The sequence below is a fragment of the Sphingomonas sp. Leaf38 genome (genome assembly GCF_001421825.1).
Taxonomy (GTDB): Bacteria; Pseudomonadota; Alphaproteobacteria; order Sphingomonadales; family Sphingomonadaceae; genus Sphingomonas.
This window is the reverse complement of record NZ_LMLD01000011.1, coordinates 109,841-135,504: the sequence shown is the minus strand read 5'-3', so window position 1 is coordinate 135,504 and position 25,664 is coordinate 109,841. Positions and strand designations below refer to the sequence as shown.

At 67.5% G+C, this 25,664-nt stretch carries 25 protein-coding genes; 17 read left to right on the top strand and 8 right to left on the bottom strand.

Annotated features, from left to right (window positions below; translation table 11 throughout):
- Positions 1-5 precede the first annotated feature (5 nt).
- Positions 6-725, top strand: a complete 720-nt coding sequence (locus tag ASE88_RS08060; RefSeq protein ID WP_055875449.1) for a TIGR02186 family protein — start codon at positions 6-8, stop codon at positions 723-725.
- Between the two features lie 107 nt (positions 726-832).
- The gene (locus ASE88_RS08055; protein ID WP_055874723.1) at positions 833-2,503 is read left to right on the top strand and encodes an ATP-binding protein; all 1,671 of its coding nucleotides are present in this window, start codon (positions 833-835) and stop codon (positions 2,501-2,503) included.
- A gap of 24 nt (positions 2,504-2,527) precedes the next feature.
- On the opposite strand, the gene ASE88_RS08050 is transcribed toward ASE88_RS08055, so the two are convergent.
- Both ASE88_RS08050 and ASE88_RS08045 read right to left on the bottom strand, forming a co-directional pair.
- Positions 2,528-3,067, bottom strand: coding sequence for a SixA phosphatase family protein (locus tag ASE88_RS08050; protein WP_055874726.1), 540 nt, complete (start codon positions 3,065-3,067; stop codon positions 2,528-2,530).
- Between the two features lie 8 nt (positions 3,068-3,075).
- The gene (locus tag ASE88_RS08045) at positions 3,076-5,775 is read right to left on the bottom strand and encodes an ATP-dependent DNA helicase (protein WP_056477421.1); all 2,700 of its coding nucleotides are present in this window, start codon (positions 5,773-5,775) and stop codon (positions 3,076-3,078) included.
- A gap of 290 nt (positions 5,776-6,065) precedes the next feature.
- Between ASE88_RS08045 and ASE88_RS08040 the strand changes: the two genes are divergently transcribed.
- The 5 genes from ASE88_RS08040 to ASE88_RS08020 all read left to right on the top strand — a co-directional run bounded on the left by ASE88_RS08040 (position 6,066) and on the right by ASE88_RS08020 (position 11,053).
- The gene (locus ASE88_RS08040; RefSeq protein WP_055874731.1) at positions 6,066-6,371 is read left to right on the top strand and encodes a hypothetical protein; all 306 of its coding nucleotides are present in this window, start codon (positions 6,066-6,068) and stop codon (positions 6,369-6,371) included.
- 59 nt (positions 6,372-6,430) lie between these two features.
- Positions 6,431-7,996, top strand: coding sequence for a lysine--tRNA ligase (locus tag ASE88_RS08035; RefSeq protein ID WP_056477418.1), 1,566 nt, complete (start codon positions 6,431-6,433; stop codon positions 7,994-7,996).
- A 181-nt stretch (positions 7,997-8,177) separates the two neighbouring features.
- Entirely contained in the window at positions 8,178-8,735 is a 558-nt protein-coding gene (locus ASE88_RS08030; RefSeq protein WP_156356981.1) for a 2'-5' RNA ligase family protein, read from the top strand.
- 91 nt (positions 8,736-8,826) lie between these two features.
- Positions 8,827-9,831: a histone deacetylase family protein gene (locus ASE88_RS08025; protein ID WP_056477415.1), complete on the top strand. Its 1,005-nt coding sequence runs from the start codon at positions 8,827-8,829 to the stop codon at positions 9,829-9,831.
- Positions 9,821-11,053: an MFS transporter gene (locus tag ASE88_RS08020; RefSeq protein WP_056477412.1), complete on the top strand. Its 1,233-nt coding sequence runs from the start codon at positions 9,821-9,823 to the stop codon at positions 11,051-11,053. Before ASE88_RS08025 ends, ASE88_RS08020 begins: the two co-directional genes overlap by 11 nt.
- A gap of 144 nt (positions 11,054-11,197) precedes the next feature.
- Here ASE88_RS08020 and ASE88_RS08015 read toward each other — a convergent pair whose 3' ends face one another.
- Positions 11,198-12,427 (bottom strand): dipeptidase, encoded by a 1,230-nt coding sequence (locus ASE88_RS08015; protein ID WP_056477410.1) that lies wholly within the window; start codon positions 12,425-12,427, stop codon positions 11,198-11,200.
- A gap of 97 nt (positions 12,428-12,524) precedes the next feature.
- Between ASE88_RS08015 and ASE88_RS08010 the strand changes: the two genes are divergently transcribed.
- Complete coding sequence (locus ASE88_RS08010) at positions 12,525-13,622, top strand: acyltransferase family protein (protein WP_055874748.1); 1,098 nt, start codon at positions 12,525-12,527, stop codon at positions 13,620-13,622.
- Here ASE88_RS08010 and ASE88_RS19735 read toward each other — a convergent pair.
- From ASE88_RS19735 to sucC, 4 genes are all read right to left on the bottom strand, one after another.
- Positions 13,575-14,384, bottom strand: a complete 810-nt coding sequence (locus ASE88_RS19735) for an energy transducer TonB (protein WP_056477408.1) — start codon at positions 14,382-14,384, stop codon at positions 13,575-13,577. The two genes, ASE88_RS08010 and ASE88_RS19735, sit on opposite strands and share 48 nt — an antisense overlap.
- Before the next feature lie 498 nt (positions 14,385-14,882).
- The gene (locus tag ASE88_RS08000; protein WP_056477406.1) at positions 14,883-15,812 is read right to left on the bottom strand and encodes an electron transfer flavoprotein subunit alpha/FixB family protein; all 930 of its coding nucleotides are present in this window, start codon (positions 15,810-15,812) and stop codon (positions 14,883-14,885) included.
- The gene (locus ASE88_RS07995) at positions 15,809-16,555 is read right to left on the bottom strand and encodes an electron transfer flavoprotein subunit beta/FixA family protein (RefSeq protein ID WP_055874757.1); all 747 of its coding nucleotides are present in this window, start codon (positions 16,553-16,555) and stop codon (positions 15,809-15,811) included. The genes ASE88_RS08000 and ASE88_RS07995 overlap by 4 nt, the downstream gene beginning before the upstream one ends.
- A gap of 382 nt (positions 16,556-16,937) precedes the next feature.
- A complete protein-coding gene (gene sucC, locus ASE88_RS07990; protein ID WP_055874762.1) occupies positions 16,938-18,140 on the bottom strand; it encodes an ADP-forming succinate--CoA ligase subunit beta in 1,203 nt (400 codons plus the stop codon).
- A gap of 207 nt (positions 18,141-18,347) precedes the next feature.
- Here sucC and ASE88_RS07985 point away from each other — a divergent pair, with 207 nt between their 5' ends.
- Together ASE88_RS07985 and ASE88_RS07980 are read left to right on the top strand one after the other, a co-directional pair.
- Positions 18,348-18,788 (top strand): hypothetical protein, encoded by a 441-nt coding sequence (locus ASE88_RS07985; protein WP_056477404.1) that lies wholly within the window; start codon positions 18,348-18,350, stop codon positions 18,786-18,788.
- 44 nt (positions 18,789-18,832) lie between these two features.
- Positions 18,833-19,162 (top strand): PilZ domain-containing protein, encoded by a 330-nt coding sequence (locus tag ASE88_RS07980; RefSeq protein WP_055874768.1) that lies wholly within the window; start codon positions 18,833-18,835, stop codon positions 19,160-19,162.
- Between the two features lie 71 nt (positions 19,163-19,233).
- Here the strand turns inward: ASE88_RS07980 and ASE88_RS07975 are convergent, their stop codons facing one another.
- On the bottom strand, positions 19,234-20,172 hold the full coding sequence (locus tag ASE88_RS07975; RefSeq protein ID WP_055874773.1) for a ribose-phosphate pyrophosphokinase: 939 nt from the start codon (positions 20,170-20,172) through the stop codon (positions 19,234-19,236).
- A 121-nt stretch (positions 20,173-20,293) separates the two neighbouring features.
- On the opposite strand from ASE88_RS07975, the gene gltX reads away from it, so the two are divergent.
- The 7 genes from gltX to ASE88_RS19790 form a co-directional block, all read left to right on the top strand.
- Positions 20,294-21,619: a glutamate--tRNA ligase gene (gene gltX / locus ASE88_RS07970; RefSeq protein ID WP_056477402.1), complete on the top strand. Its 1,326-nt coding sequence runs from the start codon at positions 20,294-20,296 to the stop codon at positions 21,617-21,619.
- A gap of 87 nt (positions 21,620-21,706) precedes the next feature.
- A complete protein-coding gene (locus ASE88_RS07965; protein WP_056477400.1) occupies positions 21,707-22,054 on the top strand; it encodes a hypothetical protein in 348 nt (115 codons plus the stop codon).
- A 23-nt stretch (positions 22,055-22,077) separates the two neighbouring features.
- Positions 22,078-23,160 carry a bifunctional diaminohydroxyphosphoribosylaminopyrimidine deaminase/5-amino-6-(5-phosphoribosylamino)uracil reductase RibD gene (gene ribD / locus ASE88_RS07960; protein WP_056477398.1) on the top strand — a complete coding sequence of 361 codons (1,083 nt, stop codon included), beginning with the start codon at positions 22,078-22,080 and terminating at the stop codon, positions 23,158-23,160.
- A complete protein-coding gene (locus ASE88_RS07955) occupies positions 23,160-23,771 on the top strand; it encodes a riboflavin synthase (protein WP_056477396.1) in 612 nt (203 codons plus the stop codon). Before ribD ends, ASE88_RS07955 begins: the two co-directional genes overlap by 1 nt.
- Entirely contained in the window at positions 23,755-24,912 is a 1,158-nt protein-coding gene (gene ribB, locus ASE88_RS07950) for a 3,4-dihydroxy-2-butanone-4-phosphate synthase (RefSeq protein ID WP_056477394.1), read from the top strand. The genes ASE88_RS07955 and ribB overlap by 17 nt, the downstream gene beginning before the upstream one ends.
- The gene (ribH, locus tag ASE88_RS07945) at positions 24,912-25,334 is read left to right on the top strand and encodes a 6,7-dimethyl-8-ribityllumazine synthase (RefSeq protein ID WP_056419110.1); all 423 of its coding nucleotides are present in this window, start codon (positions 24,912-24,914) and stop codon (positions 25,332-25,334) included. The genes ribB and ribH overlap by 1 nt, the downstream gene beginning before the upstream one ends.
- A 7-nt stretch (positions 25,335-25,341) precedes the next feature.
- Positions 25,342-25,664, top strand: a 323-nt coding sequence (locus tag ASE88_RS19790) for a DUF4169 family protein (protein ID WP_082466388.1), incomplete at its 3' end; no start/stop codon positions are given.

Here is a 25,664-nt window from a genome sequence, read left to right as displayed (position 1 = left end):
TGCTGATGGCGCAGGCCAAGCCCGTGCTCGTCCCCGACGTGTCGCAGCGCAATATCGAGATCGCCTACAGCTTTACCGGTGCCGAACTGCTCCTGTTCGGCGCGATCCTCTATCCCGGCGGTCGCCTGCCTACCGACGAGCAACCCACCGACATCGTCGTCGTCGTGAAAGGTCCCACCCAATCGATCCTGATGCGCGAAAAGGAAAAGGTTGCCGGGATCTGGGTCAACGCCGCGCGGCTGCGGTACCGGTCCGCTCCCAGCTTCTACGCGATCGCCTCATCGAAGCCGATCGACCGCCTCGTCGATGACCGAACGCGGGCGATCTACGAACTCGGGCTCGACAGCCTGCAATTGTCGCCCGCGTCGAGCGCGCCCGCCGACACGCAGGACCGCTTCCAAAAGGGTCTTGTCGACCTCAAGCGTCGCGCCGGATTATATTACGAGGCGCCGCGTGCGGTGGAGATCACCGATGACGTCCTCTACCGGGCGCGGGTCTCGATCCCGGCGCGCGTGCCGGTCGGACGCTTCACCGCAGAGACCTTCCTCATCCGCGATGGCCGCGTACTGGCGGCGGCGGTACGCGACATCGACATCCGCAAATCCGGCTTCGAACGCTTCGTCGCTCGTGCCGCCGACCGGTCATCGGTCGTCTATGGGCTGGTCGCCGTCGCGCTGTCGGTATTTCTTGGCTGGGCGGCCGGCTGGATCGCGCGCCGCGTCTAGTCCTTGCGCCAGACAAAGCGTTAACGCCGCAGTCACCGGATATTTACGCCTTTGCTGCCAGACGGTTGGTAATGACTGGGACCGTAGTGACTGGGGATAGTGCCAGAATGAGCGATATGCCGGGACCAGACTCGTTCCTGCGCGCGACACCGCTGACGGGCGGTGCGCCCGCATACCGTGCGCCGCTCGCACCGATCGGCGTGGTGTTTGCGATCGCCGGCTCGAGCAGCCGCGTGCTGATCGACCGCGCGTCGATCGGCGCGCTGTGCGACGATCCCGATCCGGTCGTCGGCGCGGCGGGTCAGGTCGGCAGCCAGGTCAAGATGCGCGTCGGCGGATCATGGCTGGTCGCCAATATCCGTTCGCTGAAGCTCGAGGACAATGCCGGCACCTGCATCGCCGCCGAGATCGACTTTCTCGGCGAAGGCGATGAGGAACGACTGACCGGCAAGCTCCACCGGTTCCGCCGCGGCGTGACGCGCTATCCGATGCCGGGGTGCGAAGTGTTCGCGATCACCACCCCGGATCTGCAACAAATCTATGCCGCCGAGGACCGCGCGAACATCACAATAGGCACGGTCTATCCCACGGAGGACATCCGCGCCGCGCTCTACGTCGATGCGATGCTCGGCAAGCATTTCGCGCTCGTCGGGTCGACCGGCACCGGCAAGTCGACCAGCGCCGCGCTGATCCTCCACCGGATCTGCGACCTTGCACCGCAGGGTCATATCGTGATGATCGACCCGCACGGCGAATATGCCGCGGCGTTCAAGTCCAATGGTGCGCTATACGACGTCTCGAACCTGCAGATGCCGTACTGGCTGATGAATTTCGAGGAACATTGCGAGGTGTTCCTCACCACCAGCGGCGCCGCACGCCAGTTCGACTCGGATATCCTCGCCAAATGCCTGCTCGCCGCCAAGGCCAAGAGTCGCCTCGGCCAGGAAATTCCGAAGCTCACCGTCGACGCGCCGATCCCGTACCTGCTCAGCGACCTGACGACGATCATCAGTGCAGAGATGGGCAAGATGGATCGCGCCGGCGACATTGCGCCCTATCTCCGCCTGAAAACCAAAATCGACGAGATCAAGGCCGATCCGCGCTATGGCTTCATGTTCTCGGGCATGCTCGTGGCGGACACGATGGCGAATTTCCTCGCGCGCATCTTCCGCCTGCCCGGCGACGGCAAGCCGATCTCGATCATCGACGTCTCGGGCGTACCGTCGGAGATCACCTCGGTGGTGGTCGCCGTGCTTGCCCGGATGACGTTCGATTTCGCGATCTGGTCGCGCAACGAGCCGCAACGGCCGATCCTGCTGGTCTGCGAAGAGGCGCATCGCTACATTCCCGCGGGTCGGGAAACGACCAGCTCGGTCGGCCGAATCCTTGGGCGGATAGCCAAGGAAGGGCGCAAATACGGCGTGTCTCTGGGCCTGATCACGCAGCGTCCGTCGGATTTGGCGGAAGGGGTGCTGTCGCAGTGCGGCACGATCATCGCGATGCGCCTCAACAACGACCGCGATCAGGCGTTCGTCCGCGCGGCGATGCCCGAAGGCGCCCGCGGTTTCCTTGATTCGATCCCGGCACTGCGCAATCGTGAATGCATCATCTGCGGCGAAGGCGTGACGATCCCGATCCGCGTGAGCTTCGACGGTCTCGACGAATCGAAGCGCCCGGCCTCGGGCGATCCGATGTTCTCGGCACTGTGGCGCGACGTCGGCCATGAAGACCAGATCATCGCCCGGACGATCCAACGCTGGCGTGCGCAGGGCAAATAGACCGGCCGCCAGCGTGGCGCCGCGTCAGTCGGCGTCGGGACCGAGCGTCGGATCGAGATCGCGCGGGCGGATGAAGCGCGTCAGGCGCGCGCTGCCAGACGCAATGTCTTCCCAGCTACCGGCCTCGAACTGAAGCTCGGCAATGCTGGCGGTCGGGTATTTGTCCTCGACCGCATCGCGTAACGGATCCGCCGCGTCGGCAACCAGTAGCAGGACGAGGTCTTCGAGCCCCGGATTATGCCCGACCAGCAGCGCGCGCTCGGCGTCGGCCGGAAAGCCGTGCACCACGTCGAGCAACGTCGCCGCCGACGCAAGATACACGCGGCGGTCCAGGACCGGTGCGATCGTCCGGCCATAGCCCGATTCGATCTGCGCCAGCGTCTCCGACACGCGCACCGCGGGCGACGCGATCGCGTGGTCGAACGTCAGTCCCAGCGTCCGCATGTGGCGGCCGACCATCGCCGCGGCACGCTTGCCCTTGGCGTTGAGCGGGCGATCGAAATCGCGGGCGACCGGATCGTCCCAGCCGGATTTGGCGTGGCGCAACAGCGTCAGCGTCTTCATGGCAATCCTCAAGCCGGTTCGCGGCTTTCATGCCCTACCGGAGCCCTTGAGGAAAGCCGGCTCGCCACTCGGGCCACCGCTTCCTCGAGCGTCACGCGCGCGATCGGCACGCCCGGCGGGAACGCGGCGAGCAGGCGCGAGGGCATCGCCGCCGACAGCATCACGAACACGCCCGAATCGTCGGCGCGGCGGATCAGCCGGCCGAACGCCTGCGCGAGCCGCGCGCGGACGAGCCGGTCATCATAGGCCGAGCCGCCGCCCGCAAGCCGCCGCGCGGCGTGGAGCACCGACGGTTTCGCCCAGGGCACGCCCTCCATCACCACGAGCCGCAGCGATTCGCCGGGGACGTCGACGCCGTCGCGCAGCGCATCGGTGCCGAGCAGCGAGGCGCCCGGATCGTCGCGGAAGATGTCGACCAGCGTGCCGGTATCGATCGGATCGACGTGCTGCGCGTGGAGCGGCAGGCCTTCGCGCGCGAGGCGATCGGCGATCCGGCCGTGCACGCCGCGTAGCCGCCGGATCGCGGTGAACAGCCCGAGCGTCCCCCCGCGGCTGGCGACGATCAGCTGCGCATAGGCGTTGGCGAGCGCGCCGATATCGCCGCGCTTCACGTCGGTGACGATGAGGACTTCGGCTTGCCGGGTATAGTCGAACGGGCTTTTCGCCTCGAACCGCGCGGCCGGGCGCAGCAGGTGCGGCGCGCCGCTGCGCGCTTCGGCCACCTCCCAGTCGCCGCCGCCGGTAAGCGTCGCCGAGGTGACGAGCGCGCCGTGTGCGGGCTTCAGCACGATCTCGGCGAACGGCCGCGTCGGGTCGAGCCAGTGGCGGTGGAGGCCGATGTCGAATTCGCGGCCCTCGATCCGGTCGACCGCGAGCCAGTCGACGAAATCGCCATCGACCGGTCCGCCGACCCGCGCGAGCAGCGACAGCCACGCCGCGACCGTCTCCGCGCGCCAGCCGATCGAGGCGATCGCGCCCTCGACGCGCGCGCGGGCGGGGCCGTCCATCCAGTCGGGCGCTTCGGCGAGCACCGCTTCGAGACGACGGCCAAGCGTGACGAGCGGACGGACGAGCGCGTCGAGCGCGGCGGCGGCGGGCGCGGCGGCCTCGATCAGCGTCGCATCGGGTTCGGCAAGTTCGGTCTCTAGCCCATAGCCCGCGTCACCGGGTTGTTCTGCCCGCGCGTAGGTGAGTCCGCGGACGGCGGCGAGCAGCGTCTCGATCGGTCCGAACGGCGCGCCTTCGCCAAGGCGCTGCAGCCAGCCGTCGCTCGCCAGCGCCCCCGCCGCGGTCACCGCGTCGCTGATCGCCCGCGCGCCCTGTTCGTCATAGCTGGCGAGGTCGGACAGCCGCGCGGCGAGGCCGCGGCGCCGGCCACGCCCGCCCGATTCGGGGCCGAGGATCCAGCGGCGCAGTTCGATCGTCTCCGCACCGGTCAGCGCGGTCGCGAACATCGAATCGGCGGCGTCGAAGATGTGGTGGCCCTCGTCGAACACATAGCGTGTCGGCCGGGTCGCGAGTTCGCGGCCGCGCGCGGCGTTGACCATCACCAGCGCGTGGTTGGCGATGACGATGTCGGCGTCGGACGAGGCGCGTGCGGCGCGTTCAATGAAGCATTTGCGGTAGTGCGGGCAGCCGGCATAGACGCATTCGCCGCGCCGGTCGGTCAGCGCGGTCGAGCCGTTGCGGCGGAACAAAGTGGGCAGCCAGCCGGGCAGATCGCCGCCGACCATGTCGCCGTCCGCGCTATACGCGGCCCAACGTGCGACGAGGTGCGCCAGGATCGCCGCGCGGCCCGCGAACCCGCCCTGCAGCGCGTCCTCGAGATTGAGCAGGCAGAGATAATTCTCGCGGCCCTTGCGCGTGACGACCTTGGCCTTACGGATCGCGGCGTCGGGATAAAGTCGCGCTGTTTCCTGCCCCAGCTGGCGTTGCAGCGTCTTGGTGTAGGTCGAAATCCACACCGCGCCGCCCGCCTTCTCCGCCCAGAGCGAGGCGGGCGCGAGATAGCCGAGCGTCTTGCCGATCCCGGTGCCCGCCTCGGCGAGGACGAGGTTGGGCGTGTCGCGCATCGCGCGCGGCGCAAAGGCGGCGGTCGCGGCACCGGCATAGGCGCGCTGGCCGGGGCGTTCCTCCGCGCCGTGCCCGGTAAGATCGACGAGCCGCGCTTCGGCATCGCCGGGCTCGATCGTGACGGTGCGCGGTGCGGGGCGCGGCGCATGCTCCTCCCGTTCGGGCAGAACCGAGAACAGCCAGCGTTCGTTGACCGACGGCTTCTTCAGCCGCTCGGCGACGACCGGCGCCCAAGGCCAGCGCAGGCGGAACAGCGATTGCGCCGAGGTCCACGCGCCTTCGCGCTCGGGCCAGTCGCCGTCGGTCAGCGCCAGCATCGCCTCGGCCGCACGCAGCAGGAACGACGCCACCTCGGCATCCTCGGTGGGCACGTCCAGACCGGTGACACGCGCGATGCCCTTAGGCGTCGGGACCGCGAACTGCGAAGGGCGCAGGAAGGCGTAGAGTTCGAGCAAATCGAGCCCCGACAGGTCGGGATAGCCGAGACGCTGCCCGATCAGCGGCGCGTTGAGCATGATGACGGGCGTATCGGCGGCGATCCGGATCGCCTCGCCCCGCCCGATCGGGCGCGCGCCGTCTGCATTCGCGATCCAGATGCCGGCGTGGCTGGCGTGGAGGGCGGGATAGGGAAGCACCGCGCGACCTTGTGCCAAGAGGAACGAAAGGGCAACCTTTTGTAAGGCCGGGAGGCTGCAAACAGGACTTAGCGATCGTCCCCCGCCAGGGGGAGGTGGCAGGCGTAGCCTGACGGAGGGGGAGGCAGGCGAAAACCGGCGTGCGGTGTCCTCCCCCTCCGACGCCTGCGGCGCCACCTCCCCCTGGCGGGGGAGGATCTTTTTTGGGGGCGGCCGTTGCGCAACCGGTACGGTGCACATGCGTTGCGCATCGATCGATACCAACACCTTATCTTCACAGGACGATCATCATGCGGAAGTTTCTCATGGCGCTGAGCGCGCTCTCGCTTGCCATTCCGGCTGCCGCCGTGATCCCCACGGACAAGGCCGAAGCGCGCTCGAAGCGCGAATATCGCGGGCATGACCGCCGCTACCGGGCGAAGCGCTGCCGCCATTCGAGCGGCACGACGGGTCTGGTCGCGGGCGGCGTCGGTGGCGCGGTGCTCGGCAATGCGGTCGGCGGCGGGTTGCTCGGCACGCTGGCGGGTGGTGCAGCGGGTGCGCTGGGCGGCCGCGCGGTCGATCGGACGATCACCGCGAAGGACCGCTGCCGCTGATTGACGTATGCGGCGGTGGGGGTGACGGACACGAACGCACGCGCTAGTCGCGATGCATCATGATCGACGACATCCGCACCGCCGCCCTCGAGTCCAAAGCTTGGCCGTATGAGGAGGCGCGCAAACTTCTTAAGCGGTATCCAAACGGCAAATCGGGCGCGCCGGTGCTGTTCGAGACGGGCTATGGACCGTCGGGGCTGCCGCATATCGGCACGTTCAACGAGGTGTTGCGCACGACGATGGTGCGCAACGCCTTTCACGCGTTGAGCGACACGCCGACCCGGCTGATCGCGTTCTCGGACGACATGGACGGGCTGCGTAAGGTGCCCGACAACGTCCCCAACGGCGACATGCTGCGCGAGCATCTCGGCAAGCCGCTGACGCAGATCCCCGATCCGTTCGGCACGCATTCGAGCTTCGCCGCGCATAACAACGCGATTTTGCGCGAATTTCTCGACCGCTACGGCTTCGACTATGAATTCGCGTCGTCGACCGACTATTACACCAGCGGCCGTTTCGACGAGGCGCTGAAGGGCGTGCTGCGGCATTTCCAGGGCATCCAGGACGTGATGCTGCCGACGCTGCGCGCCGAGCGCCGCGCGACCTATTCGCCGGTGCTGCCGATCTCGCCAACCAGCGGCATCGTGCTGCAGGTGCCGATCGAGGTGATCGATGCCGAGGCCGGGCTGATCGCGTTCGACGATGAGGGCCAGCGGATCGAGCAGTCGGTGCTCGGAGGCAAGGCCAAGCTCCAGTGGAAGGTCGACTGGGCGATGCGCTGGGTCGCGCTCGGCGTCGATTACGAGATGGCGGGCAAGGACCTGATCGATTCGGTGACGCAGTCGTCGAAGATCGCGCGCATGCTCGGCGGTCGCCCGCCCGAGGGCTTCAACTACGAGATGTTCCTCGACGAGAATGGCGAGAAGATCTCGAAGTCCAAGGGCAATGGCCTCAGCCTCGACCAGTGGCTGACCTATGGCCCGCAGGAGAGCCTCGCCTTCTACGCGTATCGCGAGCCGAAAAAGGCCAAGTCGCTGCACATGGGCGTGATCCCGCGCGCGGTGGACGAATATTGGCAGTTCCGCGGCAATTATGGGTCCCAAGACCTGAAGCAGAAGCTCGGCAATCCGGTCCACCACATCCATGACGGCAAGCTCCCCGAGGGCGAGCTGCCGGTGACGTTCGGGCTGCTGCTCAACCTCGTCGGCGTGATGGGCGATGCGAGCAAGGCGCAGGTCTGGGGGTATCTCGCGAACTACGTCCCCGATGCGTCGGCGAAGAGCTATCCCGAGCTCGACAAGCTGATCGATCACGCGCTGGCCTATGGCCGCGATTTCGTCGCGCCGACGCTCAAGCGCCGCGCGCCCGTGGCGCACGAGGTCGCGGCACTCGAGCGGCTCGACGCCGAACTCGCCGCGCTGCCGGCCGAGGCGAGTGCCGAGGATATCCAGAACATCGTCTACGAGATCGGCAAGACCGGCGGGTTCGAAAACCTGCGCGACTGGTTCAAGGCGCTGTACGAGACGCTGCTCGGCTCCGAGCAGGGGCCGCGGATGGGCAGCTTCATCGCGCTGTACGGCGTGGCGAACTCGCGGAAACTGATCGCGGAGGCCTTGGCGCGGTAAGGGCGTACCTCGCACAAGATATCCACCCCGGCGGAGGCCGGGGCCCAGTTGGGGGACCTGCATAACGGCGTGCAGCGTGTCGTTACTGCCACCTTTCCAACTGGGCCCCGGCCTCCGCCGGGGTGGTAGTTCTATGAGGCATCTCGCATCCGGCCTCGACAACCCGACCCGAAAAGTGGCCATGTTTCATCGACCGATCGGCCGTCACAGCCTGTTCTTCGCGATCCGCCCGCCACTACCGCTCGCGCGCCAGATCACCGAGGCGGCGTCGTGGTTCGAGACCGGGGGGCAGAAGCGGCGCCCCGACCATCTGCACGTCGTGATCGATATCCTCGACGACCATGACCGCGTGTCGACCGCGCTCGAGCGCGATCTGAAGGCGATCGGCGATGCGGTCGAGGCCGCGCCGTTCGCGCTCCAGTTCGATATCGCGGTCGGGACAGAGCGATCCGTCGCGCTGTGTTCGCGCCGCCCGAACGCCTCGCTCGACGCACTGCGGCAGCGGATCGCGGTGGCGCGCGAGGCGGCGGGGCTGTCGGCGCGCGCAGGCCATCGGTTCAGTCCGCGGATGACGCTCGGCTACCGCGACGGCGCGCCGTTCACGCACGACATTGCGCCGATCGGCTGGACCGCGGACGCGTTCGTGCTCGTCCACAGCCGGGTCGGCCAGATGCGGCACGACGTGATCGGTCGCTGGCTCCTGAACGGCGTGGACGATCGGCAGCTGGCGCTGTTCTAGGCCGTCGAATTGGTGGAACGCGCGGGACCCGGTAGGACCCACAGCGCGATCGGTTGGTTCTTCCCTCGTGACCGCGCACCAAGGAGCAAACATGCGGCTGTTCTTCGACGACGCCCAGCGGACCCATGCGCCAGCGCGTGAACTGCACAACGGCGCGTTCACCGCCTATGCGGAGACGCCCGCGCGCGTCGATGCGATCCTGCGCGCGATCGGCCCGGTCGCGGCGCCGGACGATCGCGGCGAGGCACCCATCCTGGCGGTGCATACGCCCGCTTATGCCGCGTTCCTGAAGGAAGCCGCGCGGCTGTGGCGCGACGCAGGGCGCGAGGGCGATGCGATCCCCTATGCGTTCCCGGTTCGCGGCCGCCGTCCGCTCGATCTCACGCGGATCGACGCGCTGATCGGCGCACACAGCTTCGATGCCACCACGCCGATCACCCCCGAGGCCTGGGCCGCCTCGTACGGCAGCGCGCAGTCCGCGCTCGCCGCGACGCACGCGGTGCTCGACGGCGAGCGCGCCGCGTTCGCGCTGTGCCGCCCGCCCGGCCATCATGCGGGTGCCGATTATTGCGGCGGATACTGCCATCTCAACACCGCAGCGATCGCCGCGCAGGCTGCGCGCGACGCCGGGGTCGCGCGCGTCGCGATCCTCGACATCGATTATCATCACGGCAACGGCACGCAGGACATCTTCGCGCGCAGGGGCGACGTGTTCTACGCCTCGGTCCACGCCGATCCGACGACCGACTATCCCTTCTACTGGGGCCATGCCGACGAGACCGGCGAGGGCGAAGGGCTCGGCACGACGCTCAACCTGCCCTTGCCGCACGGCACGCGGATCGAGGCCTTTCGCGCCGCGCAGAGCACCGCGCTCGACGCGATCGCCGCCTTCGATCCGGGCCTGCTGGTCGTCAGCTTCGGCGCGGATACGTGGGAGGGCGACCCGATCTCGCATTTCGCGCTGACGACGCCCGACTATGCCGTGCTCGCCGCCGATATCGCGGCCCGTGGCTGGCCGAGCGTCATCGTCATGGAGGGCGGCTATGCGGTCGACGCGCTGGGGCACAACGTCGCGAGTTTCCTGAGTGGCTTCTGAGACGCCGATTGCGCTGGGTACTCCCGCGTACCGCCGGCTGACGCTGGCGATGCTGTTCGCAGGCTTTTCGACCTTCTCGCTGCTCTATTCGGTGCAGCCGTTGCTGCCGCTGTTCGCCGCGCAATATGGCCTGACCGCGGAGGCCGCCTCGCTGGCGGTCTCGCTCGCGACCGGGCCGTTGGCGATCGGGATCCTGTTCGCGGGGTTCGTGTCGGACCGCGTCGGCCGGCGGCCGCTGATGATCGCGGCGATGTTCGCGGCGGGCGCGCTGACCGTGGCGGCGGCGGTCGTGCCGGGGTGGAGCGGGTTGCTCGTGCTGCGTTTCCTGACCGGCGTCGCGCTGGCGGGCGTGCCCGCGGTGGCAATGGCCTATGTCGCGGAGGAGGTCGATGCGGGCGCGGTCGGCGCGGCGATGGGACTGTACATCGCCGGCAGTGCGCTTGGCGGGATGGCCGGGCGGCTGGTCGTCAGCGTCGTCGCCGATCTCGAAGGCTGGCGCTGGGCGCTCGCGGCGGTGGGGATCGCCGGGCTCGCGATGGCGGAGGCGTTCCGGCGGCTCGCGCCGCCCTCGCGCAATTTCACGCCGAGCGTGGGGCGGCCGGGAGCGTTGCTGCGCAGCGCCGCATCGCTGTTTACCGACCGCGCGATGCCATTGCTGTATCTCGAGGCGTTCCTGCTGATGGGCGTGTTCGTGACGATCTACAATTATGCCGGCTTCCGGTTGATGCGCGCGCCGTACGGCCTCAGCCAGGCGGCGGTCGGGGCGGTATTCCTGCTCTATGTGCTGGGATCGGTCAGCTCGGCGAAGTTCGGCACGCTCGCCGGGCGGCGCGGGCGGCGGACGATCTTCTGGATCCCGGTGGTGCTGCTGATCATTGGCGTCGCGCTGACCGCGATGACTCCGCTGGCGCTGGTGATCGCGGGGATCGCGGTGGTGACGATCGGCTTTTTCGGTGCGCATTCGATCGCCAGCGCGTGGGTCGGCCGCCGCGCGCAAGGTGCGCGCGGGCAGGCGGCCGCGTTCTACCTGTTCTTCTACTACATGGGGTCGAGCGTGCTGGGGTCGGCCGGCGGCTTCGCATGGACGCATGCCGGCTGGCCGGGGGTGACCGCGTTCTGCCTGGTGCTCGGCGTGGCGGCGCTGGTGATCGGGCTGGTGCTGCGCACGGTGCCGCCGCTGGTGGTGGAACCGGCGGTGCCGCAGCGGATGCCGGATCCCTGACGCCCTCCCACCGTCATCCCAGCGAACGCTGGGATATCCCCGTTTGGCACGCGTCACCTGATACGGAAGGATACCCCAGCTTTTCGCTGGGGCGACGGGGTTTGGCTGTCACGGTTGCAGCGTACGTGACGGCCGGCCAAGACCCTATCGCGATGCCACGTCGATCGCATCGACGGGCGGAAGCCCCGCCATCGCCTTCGCAACGCCTTCCACCGCCTCCATCACGCGCAGGACGTTGCCCCCCGACAGCTTCGCCAGATCGCCATCGCTCCACCCGCGCCGCGCGAGTTCGGCGAACAGCAGCGGATAGCTGTCGACGCCCTTCAGCCCGATCGGCCCGGTCCCCTGGATGCCATCGAAGTCGCCCCCGATCCCGACATGGTCGTGGCCGGCGAGTCGCGCGATATGCTCGACATGATCAGCGACCGTAGCGACGGTGACCTGCGGTTCGGGATGCGCGGCGTCCCACGCGACGAGCGGCGCGGGCGATTTGGCGCCGTACACCCCCGCCGGCACGCCGATGCTCTTGGCATAGGCGGTCCGCGCGCCGTCCCAGCCCCGCCACGCACTCGACAGGAACGATGGGTAGAAGTTCACCATCACCACGCCCCCGTTCGCCCCGATCGCGCGGAGCAGATCGTCGGGGATGTTGCGCGGCGCGTCGGCGATCGCGCGCGCGCTGGAGTGCGAGGCGATCACCGGCGCCCGGGTCGCGGCGAGCGCAGCGACCATCGTCGCGTCCGACACGTGGCTGACGTCGACGATCATCCCGATCCGGTTCATCTCGGCGATCACCTGCCGCCCGAAATCGCTGAGCCCGTTGGCGCGCGGTGCGTCGGTCGCGCTGTCCGCCCAGTTCAGGCTCTTGCCATGCGTCAGCGTCATATAGGCGACGCCGAGCGCGCGGTATTGGCGTAACACGGAAAGCCGCCCGTCGATCTGGTGCCCGCCCTCGACCCCGATCAGCGAGGCGATCCGCCCAGCCTTCTCGATCCGGCGGATGTCGGCGGCGGTGGTCGCCAGTTCGAACGTCGCCGGGTTCGCCGCGACGAAGCGGCGGACGATATCGATCTCCTCCAGCGTCATCTCGACCGCGCGCGGCGCGTCGGCGGGGATGTAGACCGACCAGAACTGGCCGCCGACATGGCCCTTACGCAGACGCGAGATGTCGGTCTGGAGCGGATTGGGCAGCTGCGTGGTGTCGGCCGCCAGATTCACCGCCTCGACCTTCGCGTCGTGCAGCTCCCGAATCTCCCAGGCTAGGTCGTTATGCCCGTCGATGACCGGGCTCCGCTCCAGCACGCGCTCAACTCGGCGGGATAGGACCGCGTCGGGCCCCGCCTGCGCAGCCATCAGCAGGAAAGCGGCGATCATGTCTTTGTCCCCCGTAACGTCCGCTCCATCCTGAACACAGTGTTCGCGCGCGACAAGCCGGGTAAGGCGCACGCAGCACGCAGGCGGAGGGGCGCACTTGAACACGGGAACCGCCGAACCGGCACGCGGCGCGGAGAGCCGGCTTTCCACCGCGATCGCGATCGCGCGGCTGATCGGGATCATGGGAATCGTCTATGTCCACGCCTGGACCGGGCGCAGCGCGGAGGAGCTGGCGACGGTCGCGTTCAGCGGACAGGCAATCTTGCGCACCGTGCTGGGCGAGATGTTCGGGCGCAACGCCGTGCCGCTGCTCGGCATGATCTCGGGCTGGCTGGTCGTCTCGACCGCGATGCGCCGGCCTTATGGCGCGTTCCTGCGTGGCAAGGCGCGGACGATCCTGCTGCCGATGTTGCTGTGGAACGCGATCGCGATCCTGCTGGTCGGTGCCGCAGCGACGGTCGGAAACCTGAAGGCGCCGACGCCGTCGAGCATCGGCTGGACGCTCAACGAGCTCGTGCCGCTGGTCCATGCCAACGACATCAACGTGCAGATGCCGTTCCTGCGCGATCTGTTCGTCGCGATGATGATCGCGCCGGTTCTGGTGCGTGCGTCGAGTCCATGGCTGGCGGTGGTTGCGATCGCGGCCGCTGTGTGGAGCGTGTCCGGGGTGCACGTGCCGCTGCTGTTGCGGCCGCAGATCCTGCTGTTCTTTACCGCGGGGATCGCCGCGCGGCGCTTCGGCGTGGCTGAGGCGGTGGCGCGGTGGCCGGTCGCGCTGTGCGCGTTGCCGTTCGTCGTGCTGATCGCGCCGCGGCTCTGGACGGCGTTGCTGGGAAACGTCTTCTTCGACGCGCATCCACACGCGATGGCGGCGTTCGACATTGTGTTCCGGCTGGCGTCCGCAGTGCTGTTCTGGCGTGTGGCATGGGCGTTGGCGGGGAGCCGCGTCGCAGACGGCTTGCGGGGCATCGAGCGTTACGGATTTCTCGCCTTTTGCGATCATCTCGTGCTGTTGTGGCTGTTCGGGCCGGTGATCGGGCTGATGACCGGCGCGCTCGGCGCGGGGCTGTATCCGGCGTATCTGCTGGTCCAGCCGGTGCTGGTGCTTGCCGTTACGATCGGTCTGGGACGCGCGTTGATGACGGTTTTACCGACCGCCGCGCGGATCCTGAGCGGGGGACGGCTCGGGCGATAGAGGGTTCGATCTGTCGCCGCGCGAGGGCGGTCCGCGCTGGTTGACCCATGACTGGTTGCGGACGACGGTCGACCGGACCGGCCGCCCCGCCGCGTCGCGCCAGGGGCGATAGCGAAAGCGCAGCTCGATCAGGCGGCAGGTGGTCGCATCGAGTACCGCATTGCCGCTCGATCGCATGATCCCGCAGTGCGTGACGCTGCCGTCGGTCTCGACGCTGTAGCGCACGCCGACCGTCCCGCCCGCGCCGATTACGGCCTCGGCAGCGCGAAAATCCTTTGTCTTAAAGCGGCCGTTGAGCAGCTTTGGCGGGGTCTCGGCGCCGCCGTCGCCATCTCCGGAGCCGCCGCTGCCCTTGCCGTCGCCCTCGCCACCCGCGCCGGTTCCGGAGCCTGGGATCGGCGCGGCCCCGGTGGTGGCCTCGCTGCCGGGGCCGGGCTTCAGCGTGACGATGACCGGCGGCTGTGAAACGGGGGGCGGCACGATCGGCTCGGGCACGACGATGTCGGTCGCTTTGGCGCGCAGCTTGGCGGGCGCCGCGGCGCCTTCGGGACGGTGGCGTTTCGCCGGAAGGGGGATGATCGTTTCAGGCGGCGGCGGGGGCGATGCGGGGCCAATTGCGAACGTCTTCAGCGCATCGGGGATGGCGACGGGCATGCGCACGCCGAGACCGAGGATCAGCGCGTAGCCAATGACGCCACACAGGATCGCGGCACCGCCCGCGGATATCAGGCGATCGCGCGGGCTCGGGTGGACGCCGTACATCCCGGCTAATTGGGGAGGGGCGCGGCGGGCGGCAACGGGGTGGGGGCAGCGTTGGCTACGAAGAGGGTGGCTCTTCACCCCACCCGCAGGCGCCGAGTAAACTCCGACTGAGCCGCCTAGTTTTTCGAGGGGGCCGTCAATCTCAAGCCCCCCCCCCCGGCGGAGGCCGGGGCCCAATTGGTGAGGCTTTGGTGATGACGCGCCACGCGCATCAATGCCGTTTCCCACTTGGACCCCGGCCTGCGCCGGGGGGAGGGTGTAGGGAGGTGCTGGTTTGCTAAATTGCCGGATGGTTCGCATCTGCGACCCCTCGCGCTTACTCCATACGAGAACGGGCGGTGCGACCTAAGTCACACCGCCCGTTCGTGGCGCGCGCCGCGGGAGTAAATCCCGCGTCGTCGGTCGGCGCTATCGCGCCGCCGGCCGGCTTGTCGCCTGCGAACCTGCGCTTCGCTGGTTCGCAGCGGCGTGCTGCTGCGCTGCACGCCTCGCTTGGGCTTACAGTTTCTCCGTCAGCTCCGGCACGATCTTGAACAGATCGCCGACCAGGCCGATGTCCGCGACCTGGAAGATCGGCGCGTCCTCGTCCTTGTTGATCGCGATGATGACCTTCGAGTCCTTCATGCCCGCGAGATGCTGGATCGCACCCGAGATGCCGACCGCGACATACACTTCCGGTGCGACGATCTTGCCGGTCTGGCCGACCTGATAGTCGTTCGGGGCATAGCCCGCGTCGACCGCGGCGCGCGAGGCACCGACGCCGGCACCGAGCTTGTCCGCGAGCGGATCGATCGTCGCGTGGAACTGCTCGCTCGACGCCAGCGCACGGCCACCCGAAACGATGATCTTCGCGCTGGTCAGCTCGGGACGCTCGTTCTTGGCGATCTCGGCGCTGGCGAAGGTCGACAGCCCCTTGTCGCCGGTCGACGCGACCGCCTCGATCTCGCCCGAACCACCCTCGGTCGCCGCCTTGGCGAAGGCCGTGCCGCGGACGGTTATGACCTTCTTCGCATCCGACGACTGTACGGTTGCGATCGCGTTGCCGGCGTAGATCGGACGCGTGAACGTGTCCGCGCTCTCGACCGACAGGATGTCGCTGATCTGCATGACGTCGAGCAAGGCGGCGACGCGCGGCGCGATGTTCTTGCCGTGCGTGGTCGACGGCGCGACGAACGCATCGTGCGTGGCCATCAGCTCGACGATCAGCGGCGCGACGTTCTCGGCGAGCGCATGCGCGAACGCGGCGTCGTCGGCGACGTGCACCTTGCCGACGCCGGCGATCTTGGCGGCCTCGGCGGCGACGCCGTCGACGCCCTGGCCTGCGACCAGCAGATGGACTTCACCGAGCTGGCTAGCCGCAGTCACGGCAGAAAGCGAGGCATCCTTGACGGCCTGACCGTCATGTTCGACCCAGACGAGCGTCTTCACTTGGCGACTCCCATTTCCTTGAGCTTGCCGACCAGAGCGTCGACATCGGCGACCTTGATCCCGGCCGAGCGCTTGGCGGGCTCGACCACCTTCAGCGTGGTCAGGCGCGGCGTCACGTCGACACCGAAATCGGCGGGCGTCTTCTGCGCCATCGGCTTCGACTTGGCCTTCATGATGTTCGGCAGCGACGCATAGCGCGGCTCGTTGAGGCGAAGATCGGTGGTGATGATCGCGGGGAGCTTCAGCGTATCCGTCTCCGCGCCGCCATCGACTTCACGCGTCACATGGACCGAGCCGTCGGCGATCTCGACCTTCGACGCGAACGTGCCCTGGCCCCAGTTCAGGATGCCGGCGAGCATCTGCCCGGTCTGGTTGTTGTCATCGTCGATCGCCTGCTTGCCGAGGATGACCATGTCGGGCTTTTCCTCCTCGACGATCTTGGCGAGGATCTTGGCGACGCCGAGCGGCTCGACCTTGGTCTCGCTCACGACGAGGATCGCACGGTCGGCGCCCATCGCGAGCGCGGTGCGCAGCGTTTCCTGCGACTTCTGCTCACCGATCGAGACGACGACGATCTCGGTCACGCCTTTGTCCTTGAGGCGAATCGCCTCTTCGACCGCGATCTCGTCGAACGGGTTCATGCTCATCTTGACGTTCGCCAGATCGACGCCCGTCCCGTCCGCTTTCACTCTGGGCTTCACATTGTAGTCAAGCACGCGCTTGACCGGCACCAGCACCTTCATCGGGGTTCCTTCCAAGGTGAATAAGTTCGTTTCGTCCGCCTGTTACCCAGGGGGCGTTGGGCGGACAGATGGCGATTTCGACGGCTTTTCGCAAGTCCGGTATGGAAACATCGCTGTGCCGTAGCGTCACGGCGGTGTGCCCGGCAGACCGGTCGTGGATTCGCCGAATCCTCCCCCGCCAGGGGGAGGTGGCTGGCACTTGCCAGACGGAGGGGGAGGTAAGCGAAACCTCTGCTCCGTCTCCTCCCCCTCCGTCACCTTCGGTGCCACCTCCCCCTGGCTGGGGAGGATCGTGAAGCTGGCGATCGAGACCAACGAAAAGGGCCCGGACGTTTCCGTCCGAGCCCCGTTTTTCGCAAGATCAGTATGCAGTGGGCGACGGTTACGCCGCGACCTTCTGCACTTCCGCGACGATCTTCTTGGCGGCGTCGCCAAGGTCGTTCGCCGGGACGATCGCGAGACCCGAGTTGGCCAGGATTTCCTTGCCCTTCTCGACGTTCGTGCCCTCGAGACGGACGACCAGCGGGACCGAGAGGTTCACTTCCTTCGCCGCCGCGACGATGCCGTCGGCGATGATGTCGCACTTCATGATGCCGCCGAAGATGTTGACCAGGATGCCCTTCACGTTGGGATCCGCAAGGATGATCTTGAACGCGGCCGTCACCTTCTCCTTGTTGGCGCCGCCGCCGACGTCGAGGAAGTTGGCCGGGAACATGCCGTTCAGCTTGATGATGTCCATCGTCGCCATCGCGAGGCCCGCGCCGTTGACCATGCAGCCGATGTCGCCGTCGAGCTTGATATAGGCGAGGTCGTACTTCGACGCTTCGAGCTCGGCGGGATCTTCCTCGGTCTCGTCACGCAGCTGGAGCAGGTCCTTGTGGCGGAACAGCGCGTTGCCGTCGAACGCGACCTTCGCGTCGAGCACCATCAGCTTGCCGTCGTTGGTGACGGCGAGCGGGTTGATCTCGATCTGCTCGGCATCGGTGCCGATGAAGGCGTCGTACAGCTTCGACGCGGTGTTCGCGGCCTGCTTGGCGAGATCGCCGGTCAGCTCGAGCGCTGCAGCAACAGCGCGGCCGTGATGCGGCATGAAACCGGTCGCCTGGTCGATGTCGATCGACTGGATCTTCTCGGGCGTGTCGTGCGCGACCGCTTCGATGTCCATGCCGCCTTCGGTCGAGGCCACCATCATCACCCGGCCGGTGGTGCGGTTGAGCGTCAGCGCGAGGTAGAATTCCTTGTCGATGTCGACGCCGTCGGTGACGTACAGGCGGTTGACCTGCTTGCCCGCGTCACCCGTCTGGATCGTGACGAGCGTGTTGCCGAGCATGTCGGTCGCGGCTGCGCGAACCTCGTCCTCGGTCTTGGCGAGGCGGACGCCGCCCTTGGCATCGGGGCCGAGCTCGACGAACTTGCCCTTGCCGCGGCCGCCGGCGTGGATCTGCGCCTTGACGACGTAGAGCGGTCCGGGGAGCTTCTTCGAGGCCTCGACGGCCTCCTCGACGGTCAGCGCCGCGAAACCGGCGGGGACGGGGACGCCGAACTTGGCCAGCAGTTCCTTGGCCTGATATTCATGGATGTTCATCGGGAAGGCTCCACGCAATTTTTAGGAAACTCGGGAATTGGGTCGGCGTAAAGCACAGGGCGGGGCGCAAATCCACCCTTAAGGCATTTGCACTTGCGTCGCGGTCGCAATAAACTTGAATTGCATCGGTTTTTGGGGCCTTCTCCCTGGTATGACGAGAAGGATTCGCCTTTTGCCGTGCGGCCTGCCGATCCCTATCAAAGGAGAATGGCGATTTCACTTGGCATCTTCCTGTTTGTCGCTTCCGTGGTCGGCATGGCGGTATTGGCGTATGCCGCGCAAAGCTGGATCATGCATGGCTTCGGCTGGCGCCTGCGCGAGAGCCATCACCGCGCGCAGCCGGGCAACGGGGAATTGAACGATCTGTACGCCGCGATCTTCGCAGTGCCGTCGTTCGTGCTGGTGCTGGGTGGGATGCACCTCGACTGGTGGCCGGGCTTCGCCTGGATCGGCGCAGGAGTCGCCACCTGCGGCATGATCTATTTCGGGTTTCACGACGTCGAGCCCGAGGACGGCCATGTCAGCTTCGGCTTTCTTGTCGCCCCCAAACCGGAAAACCTGAGAGCCAAACTCACGCGGCGATTCCGCATGGGTATGCGCGCGCCGGTCCTGGCGCGCGCAGCCACTCCTCAAGCCAGCGAATCGTAGGGCGTTTGGAGATTAGTAACCACTTAGGGAGCAATGTTCCGGACATGACACAGCCCGTCCCCATCCCTCCCGCCGAACCGAAGGGCGAGGAACTTCGCCAGGCGCTACGCAAGGCCGTGAAGATGCGTGCGCATCTGCGCGATCGGGGCCAGACGCGATTCGAGATCGAGGTGACCGACCTCTCGCTCTCGGGCTTTCGCGCAGAGACGAGCTTTACATTGTGGCCGGGAACGGTGGTGTGGCTCACGCTGCCCGGATTGGCGGCGCTCGAGGCGGTCGTCGCGTGGCGCGACAAGTTCAAATACGGCTGTGCGTTCGCAAAACCGCTGCATCCCGCAGTATTCGACCACATCGTGGCCCTGTCGCAGCGGTAGGCCCCGCGTCCGTTCTCCCGCATCGGCGGGAGCCCATAACAGGTCCCCGCCGTCGCGGCAGAATCACGGTCTCAGTCGAACAGGCTCGAAACGCTCGTCTCGTCCGCGATCCGCTTGATCGCCTCGCCGAGCAACGGCGCGATCTGCAGATGGCGGATCTTGCCGTGTGCGCCCTTGATGACCTCGTGATTGCCGATCGAATCGGTGATCACCAATTCGCGCAGTTCGGATCCCTCGACGCGCGCCACCGCACCGCCCGACAGGACGCCGTGCGTGACATAGGCGACGACGTCCTCCGCGCCGGCTTCCTTCAGCGCCGCCGCCGCGTTGCACAGCGTGCCAGCCGAATCGACGATGTCGTCGATCAGAATGCAGAAGCGCCCCTCGACCTCGCCGATGATGTTCATCACCTCCGACTCGCCCGCGCGCTCGCGGCGCTTGTCGACGATCGCGAGCGGCGCGTTGTCGAGTCGCTTGGCCAGCACGCGCGCGCGGACGACGCCGCCGACGTCGGGCGACACGACCATCAGATTCTTGCCCTTGAACCGGGCGAGGATGTCCGCCGACATCACCGGCGCCGCATAGAGATTGTCCGTCGGGATATCGAAGAAGCCCTGGATCTGGCCGGCATGCAGATCGACCGACAGCACGCGGTTCGCGCCCGCCACGGTGATCAGGTTGGCGACCAGCTTGGCCGAGATCGGCGTGCGCGGGCCCGGCTTCCGATCCTGCCGCGCATAGCCCATATACGGGATCACCGCGGTGATGCGCCGCGCCGACGCACGCTTGAGCGCGTCGATCATGATCAGCAATTCCATGAGGTTGTCGTTCGCGGGATAGCCGGTCGACTGGATCACGAACACGTCCTCGCCGCGGACGTTCTCGTTGATCTCGACGAAGACCTCCTCGTCCGCGAAGCGCCGCACGCTGACGTCGGTCAGCGGAATCTCAAGATAGGCGGAGATTTCCTGCGCCAGCGGCAGGTTCGAATTGCCGGTCATCAGTTTCATGAAAGTCTTCCCCGCTCGATCACGCGAACCCCTTAGGCGCACGAATCGCCCGGTGAAAGGCCCGGTGAAAGCGTTGCAGGGAAGGGTTTGCCCGTCGCCGCACTGCTATTAGAGCAACCACATGACCGTGATCACCCGTTTCGCCCCCTCGCCCACCGGCCGGCTCCATGTCGGCAACATCCGCACCGCGCTCCACAACTGGATGTTCGCGCGCGCGAATGGCGGAAAATTCGTGCTGCGGATCGACGATACCGACCCCGAGCGCAGCGAAGAGCGCTTCGTCGAGGCGATCCGCACCGATCTCGCCTGGCTCGGGATGACGCCCGACGCGGAAGAGCGGCAGTCGGCGCGGTTCGCGCTGTACGAGGCGCGGTTCGCGACACTGGTCGCGAGCGGGCATGTCTATCCCGCGTACGAGACGACGCAGGAACTCGACCTGAAGCGCAAGATCCAGGCCGGGCGCGGGTTGCCGCCGATCTACGACCGCGCGGCGCTCGCGCTCGACGACGCGGCACGGGCCAGGCTGGAGGCGGACGGCGTGCGGCCGCATTGGCGGTTCAAGCTCGATCACGACTCGGCGATCGCCTGGGACGACCTGATCCGCGGCGCGGCGCATTTCGAGGCGAAGACGATGAGCGATCCGGTGATCCGCCGCGCCGACGGATCGTGGCTGTACATGCTGCCATCGGCGATCGACGATGCCGAGATGGGCGTAACGCATGTGGTGCGCGGCGAGGACCATGTGTCGAACACCGCGCTCCAATTGCAGATGTTCGCCGCACTCGGCGTCGCGCCGCCGCGGTTTGCGCATGAGGCGTTGCTGACGGGGGCGGAGGGCAAGCTGTCCAAGCGACTCGGCTCGCTCGGCGTCGATCATTTCCGCGCGGTCGGGATCGAGCCGCAGGCGGTGCGTGCGCTGCTCGCGCGGATCGGCACGAGCGATCCGGTCGAGCCGATCGCCGACGCCGCGCCGCTGATCGCGGGGTTCGACTTTGCCCGGTTCGGCCGCGCACCGGCCCGCTTCGACGAGGCCGAGCTCGCGCAACTGAACGCGCGGATTCTCCACGCGCTGCCGTATGACGACGTGGTCGCGCGGTTGCCGGCGGGCATGGGCGCGGCCGCCTGGGACGCCGTGCGGCCCAATCTGGTGACGCTGGCGGACGCCGCGGACTGGTGGGGCGTGATCGAAGGGCCCATCGCGATCGAGAGCGATACGGACGTCTCATATCTCGACAGCGCCGTGGCGGCGGCTGCGGCGATCGACTGGTCGAGCGATCCCTGGCACGCGCTGACCGCGCGGCTGAAGGACGAGACGGGGCGCAAGGGCAAGGCGCTGTTCCTGCCGCTGCGACGCGCGCTGACCGGGCGCGATCATGGGCCGGACATGGCGGCGTTGCTGCCGCTGATCGGGCGCGAGCGGGCGCTGGAGCGACTGGCGGCGCGGTAATCAAATGGTCGCGGCGGTCGAGGGCCACGTTGCCCTCCCGCCATGCGGGGCTGGCCTAGCCGGCTCCGCGCTCCTATCTTGGCGTGCATGGGCTTTTTCAGTCGTTTCACGCCGATCGTCGCCTATCGCGACCTGCGGCTCTTCCTCAGCCAACGCCGGCCGTACGAGCTGGTGTTTCTCGTCGCGGCGCTCGGTGTCACCAGCTTCCTGATCTACGCGTTCATGAAGGACTCGTACGTCGAGCAGGAATACCGCCCGAAGATCATCTATGTCGAACAATGGCCCGCGGATCGCACCGATGCGCAGATCGTCGCGCAGCAGAGGATCGACGCACCGATCAAGGCCAAGGCGCTCGCCGAGCAAAAGGCGCGCGAGGACGCGCAGCGCGCCTCGTTCAAGCGGCTGGACGACAAGCTGAAGGCGATGGGGATCTGACTCACGCTTCGGATGCTCGGTGGATGGGCGCCGCGCTGGCGCTGGCCGAGCGGTCTCGCGGGCGGACCGCACCCAATCCCAATGTCGGGTGCGTGATCGTCGCCGACGGTCGGATCGTGGGGCGCGGCCGGACGCAGCCGGGCGGGCGACCGCACGCCGAAGCGATGGCGCTGGCCGAGGCGGGCGCGAGGGCGCGCGGCGCTACGGCGTACGTCACGCTCGAGCCCTGCGCGCACCAGTCGCAACGCGGTCCCGCTTGCAGCGACCTACTGATCGCATCGGGCGTCGCGCGCATCGTCGCGGCGCTTGAAGATCCCGACGCGCGAACGGCAGGCCAGGGCTTTGCCCGGCTTCAGGCGGCCGACATTGCCGTTGTCCGCGGCGTCCGCTCGGACGAGGCGCGGCGCTCGATGGCCGGGTTCCTGACCCGGCAGGCGCTCGGCCGCCCCAATGTCACGTTGAAGCTCGCGACCTCGCTCGACGGCTGCATCGCCATGGCGGACGGGTCGAGCCGCTGGATCACCGGCCCGCAGGCGCGCGCGCACGCGCATCTCGAGCGGAGCCGGCACGAGGCGATCCTCGTCGGGCGCGGCACGTACGAGGCGGACGCGCCGCGACTCGACGTGCGCGTGCCGGGTCTGGAGGATCGCTCGCCAAGTCGCGTACTTTTATCCGCCACCCTGTTCCGTCATTCCAGCGAAAGCTGGAATATCCCCGGTGGGGCGCCCGACAGAGCCTCACGGGCGGACCCCAGCCTACGCTGGGGTGACGAAATTGGGGAGAGCGGCGGGAATGTTGGCGAGGGCGACGGACCTGCAGGCTGGACCGTCATCGCCGAGCCGCACGCCATCGCCACCCTCCCCCACGTCGATCACATCCTCTTGGAAGGCGGCGCGGCCGTAGCGTCGGCGTTCCTCGCGGCCGATCTGGTCGACCGGCTCCTGCTGTACCGCGCGCCGATCCTGATCGGCGGCGGCCGCCCCGCACTCCGCGATATCGGCCTCACCGACCTGGCCGAAGCGCACCAACGCTGGACACCAGTCGATGCGCGGCAACTTGGCAGCGACCGGCTCGAGGTCTACGAGCGCGAACGAAACGAGGGATAATGTTTACCGGAATCGTCACCGACATCGGCACCGTCACCACCGTGGAATCGCCCGGCGAAACGCGCGTGGTCGTCTCGACCGCCTATGATACCGCCACCGTCGATCTCGGCGCGTCGATCGCGTGCTCGGGCGTCTGCCTCACCGTCGTCGACAAGGGACCAAACTGGTTCGCGGTCGACGTCTCGGGCGAGACGATCAGCCGCACCGCCACGGATCAGTGGACGCAGGGGCGCAAGTTCAACCTGGAACGCGCGATGAAGCTCGGCGACGAGCTCGGCGGGCACATCGTCACGGGCCATGTCGACGGTCTCGGCACCGTCGTTGCAGTGACCGAGGACGGCGGCTCGCACCGCGTCACGATCCGCGCCGACGCCGACATCGCGCCGTTCATCGCCCCCAAGGGCTCGGTCACTATCGATGGCGTCTCGCTTACCGTGAACACCGTTCGCGACCTAGATGGAGAGGTCGAGTTCGGCCTGAACATCATCCCGCATACCTGGGCGGTCACGACGCTCGGAACGATCCACGTGGAACAGTCGGTCAATATCGAGATCGACGTCCTCGCCCGCTACCTCCAAAGAATGGAGCATTACCGTGCCTCTGCCCGCTGAGCTTGCCCGTCTGAAGCACGGTTATCTCTCCAGCCCCGAAGAGATCATCGACGAGGCGCGCAATGGCCGTATGTTCATCCTGGTCGATGACGAGGACCGCGAGAACGAGGGCGATCTCGTCATCCCCGCGCAGATGGCGACGCCCGAGAAGATCAACTTCATGGCCAAATACGGCCGCGGCCTGATCTGTCTTGCGCTGACCAAGGACCGCACCGAAGAGCTCGGCCTCGAGCTGATGAGCCGCAACAACGGCACCCGTCACGAAACCGCGTTCACCGTGTCGATCGAGGCGCTCGAAGGCGTCACCACGGGGATCTCCGCGGCGGATCGCGCGCGCACCATCGCGGTGGCGGTCGATGCGACCAAGGGCAAGCCGGACATCGTCACCCCCGGCCACGTCTTCCCGCTGGTCGCGCGCGACGGCGGCGTGCTGATCCGCGCCGGGCATACCGAGGCGGCGGTCGACGTCGCGCGGCTCGCCGGGCTCAACCCGTCGGGCGTGATCTGCGAGATCATGAACGAGGACGGCACGATGGCGCGGATGGACGATCTCGTCACCTTCGCACAGTTCCACAACGTCAAGATCGGCACGATCCGCGATCTGATCGCGTATCGCCGCCGTTACGATCATCTCGTCGAAAAGCGCGCCGAGGCCAGCTTCACCTCCGAATGGGGCGGCGACTGGACCGCGCTGACGTTCTGGAACAAGGCAACGGGCACCGAACAGGTCGCGCTGGTCAAGGGCCGGATCGACCCCGCCACGCCAACGCTCGTCCGCATGCACGCGCTGTCGCCGTTCGCCGACATCTTCGGTGAATCGGGCGATCGCGGCCGTATCCTCGCTCGCTCGATGCAGATGATCGCGGACGAGGGCGCCGGCGTGATCGTCGTCATCAACCGCCCGCGCAGCAACACCTTCACCTCGGCGGTCATGAAGAAGGCCGGTGCGGAGATCACGCCGGATATGGAGGAGCTGCGCGACTACGGCGTCGGCGCGATGATCCTGACCGAACTCGGCGTGCACGACATGGTGCTGATCACGAACACGCATCACACGCTGGTCGGACTCGACGGCTATGGCCTGTCGATCGTCGGCGAACGGCGGATCGCGTCCCTGGATACCGAAGAGAGTTCAAACTGATGGCCCATCTCCTCATCGTCGAAGCCCGATTCTACGATCACCTCAACGACCTGCTGGTCGAGGGTGCGAAGGCGGCGATCGAAGCCGCCGGCCACACGCACGAGACGATCACCGTGCCCGGCGCGCTCGAAGTTCCCGGCGCGATCGCGCTGGCGGCCGAGAGCGAGACGTTCGACGCCTATGTCGCGCTCGGCGTCGTGATCCGCGGCGAGACCTATCATTTCGAGATCGTCGCGGGCGAGAGCGCGCGCGGCATCATGCAGCTGACGATGGACGGCCTGCCGATCGGCAACGGCATCCTGACCACCGAGAACGAGGCGCAGGCGCTCACGCGGGCAAAGCCCACCGAAGGCGACAAGGGCGGCGGCGCGGCGAACGCGGCGCTGGCGATGCTGGCGCTGAAGGACCGCTTCCTCGCATGAGCAGCGCGTGGGTGAAGTAATCAATCTGCGGCGCGCGCGAAAACAGCGGGCCCGGGCGGAGGCTTCCGCACGCGCGGACCAGAATCGGCAGCTGTTTGGCCGAACGGCGGCGGAAAAGACGAGGGACGCAGCCGAGCACGCCCGGATCGAGGCGACGCTCGACGGCGCGCGACTCGAAACTCGCGAACCCGACAACCCCGTTCAATACCCTCACGCTGACGCCTCCCCCGGTGTTTATGCGGCGGGCCCCGTCCCTCCCCATCGGTGGCGAGGGACGGCCAAGCCGGTGACGCAAGGTATCGCGCCCGCTGTCCTTCGCAAAAACCCGAA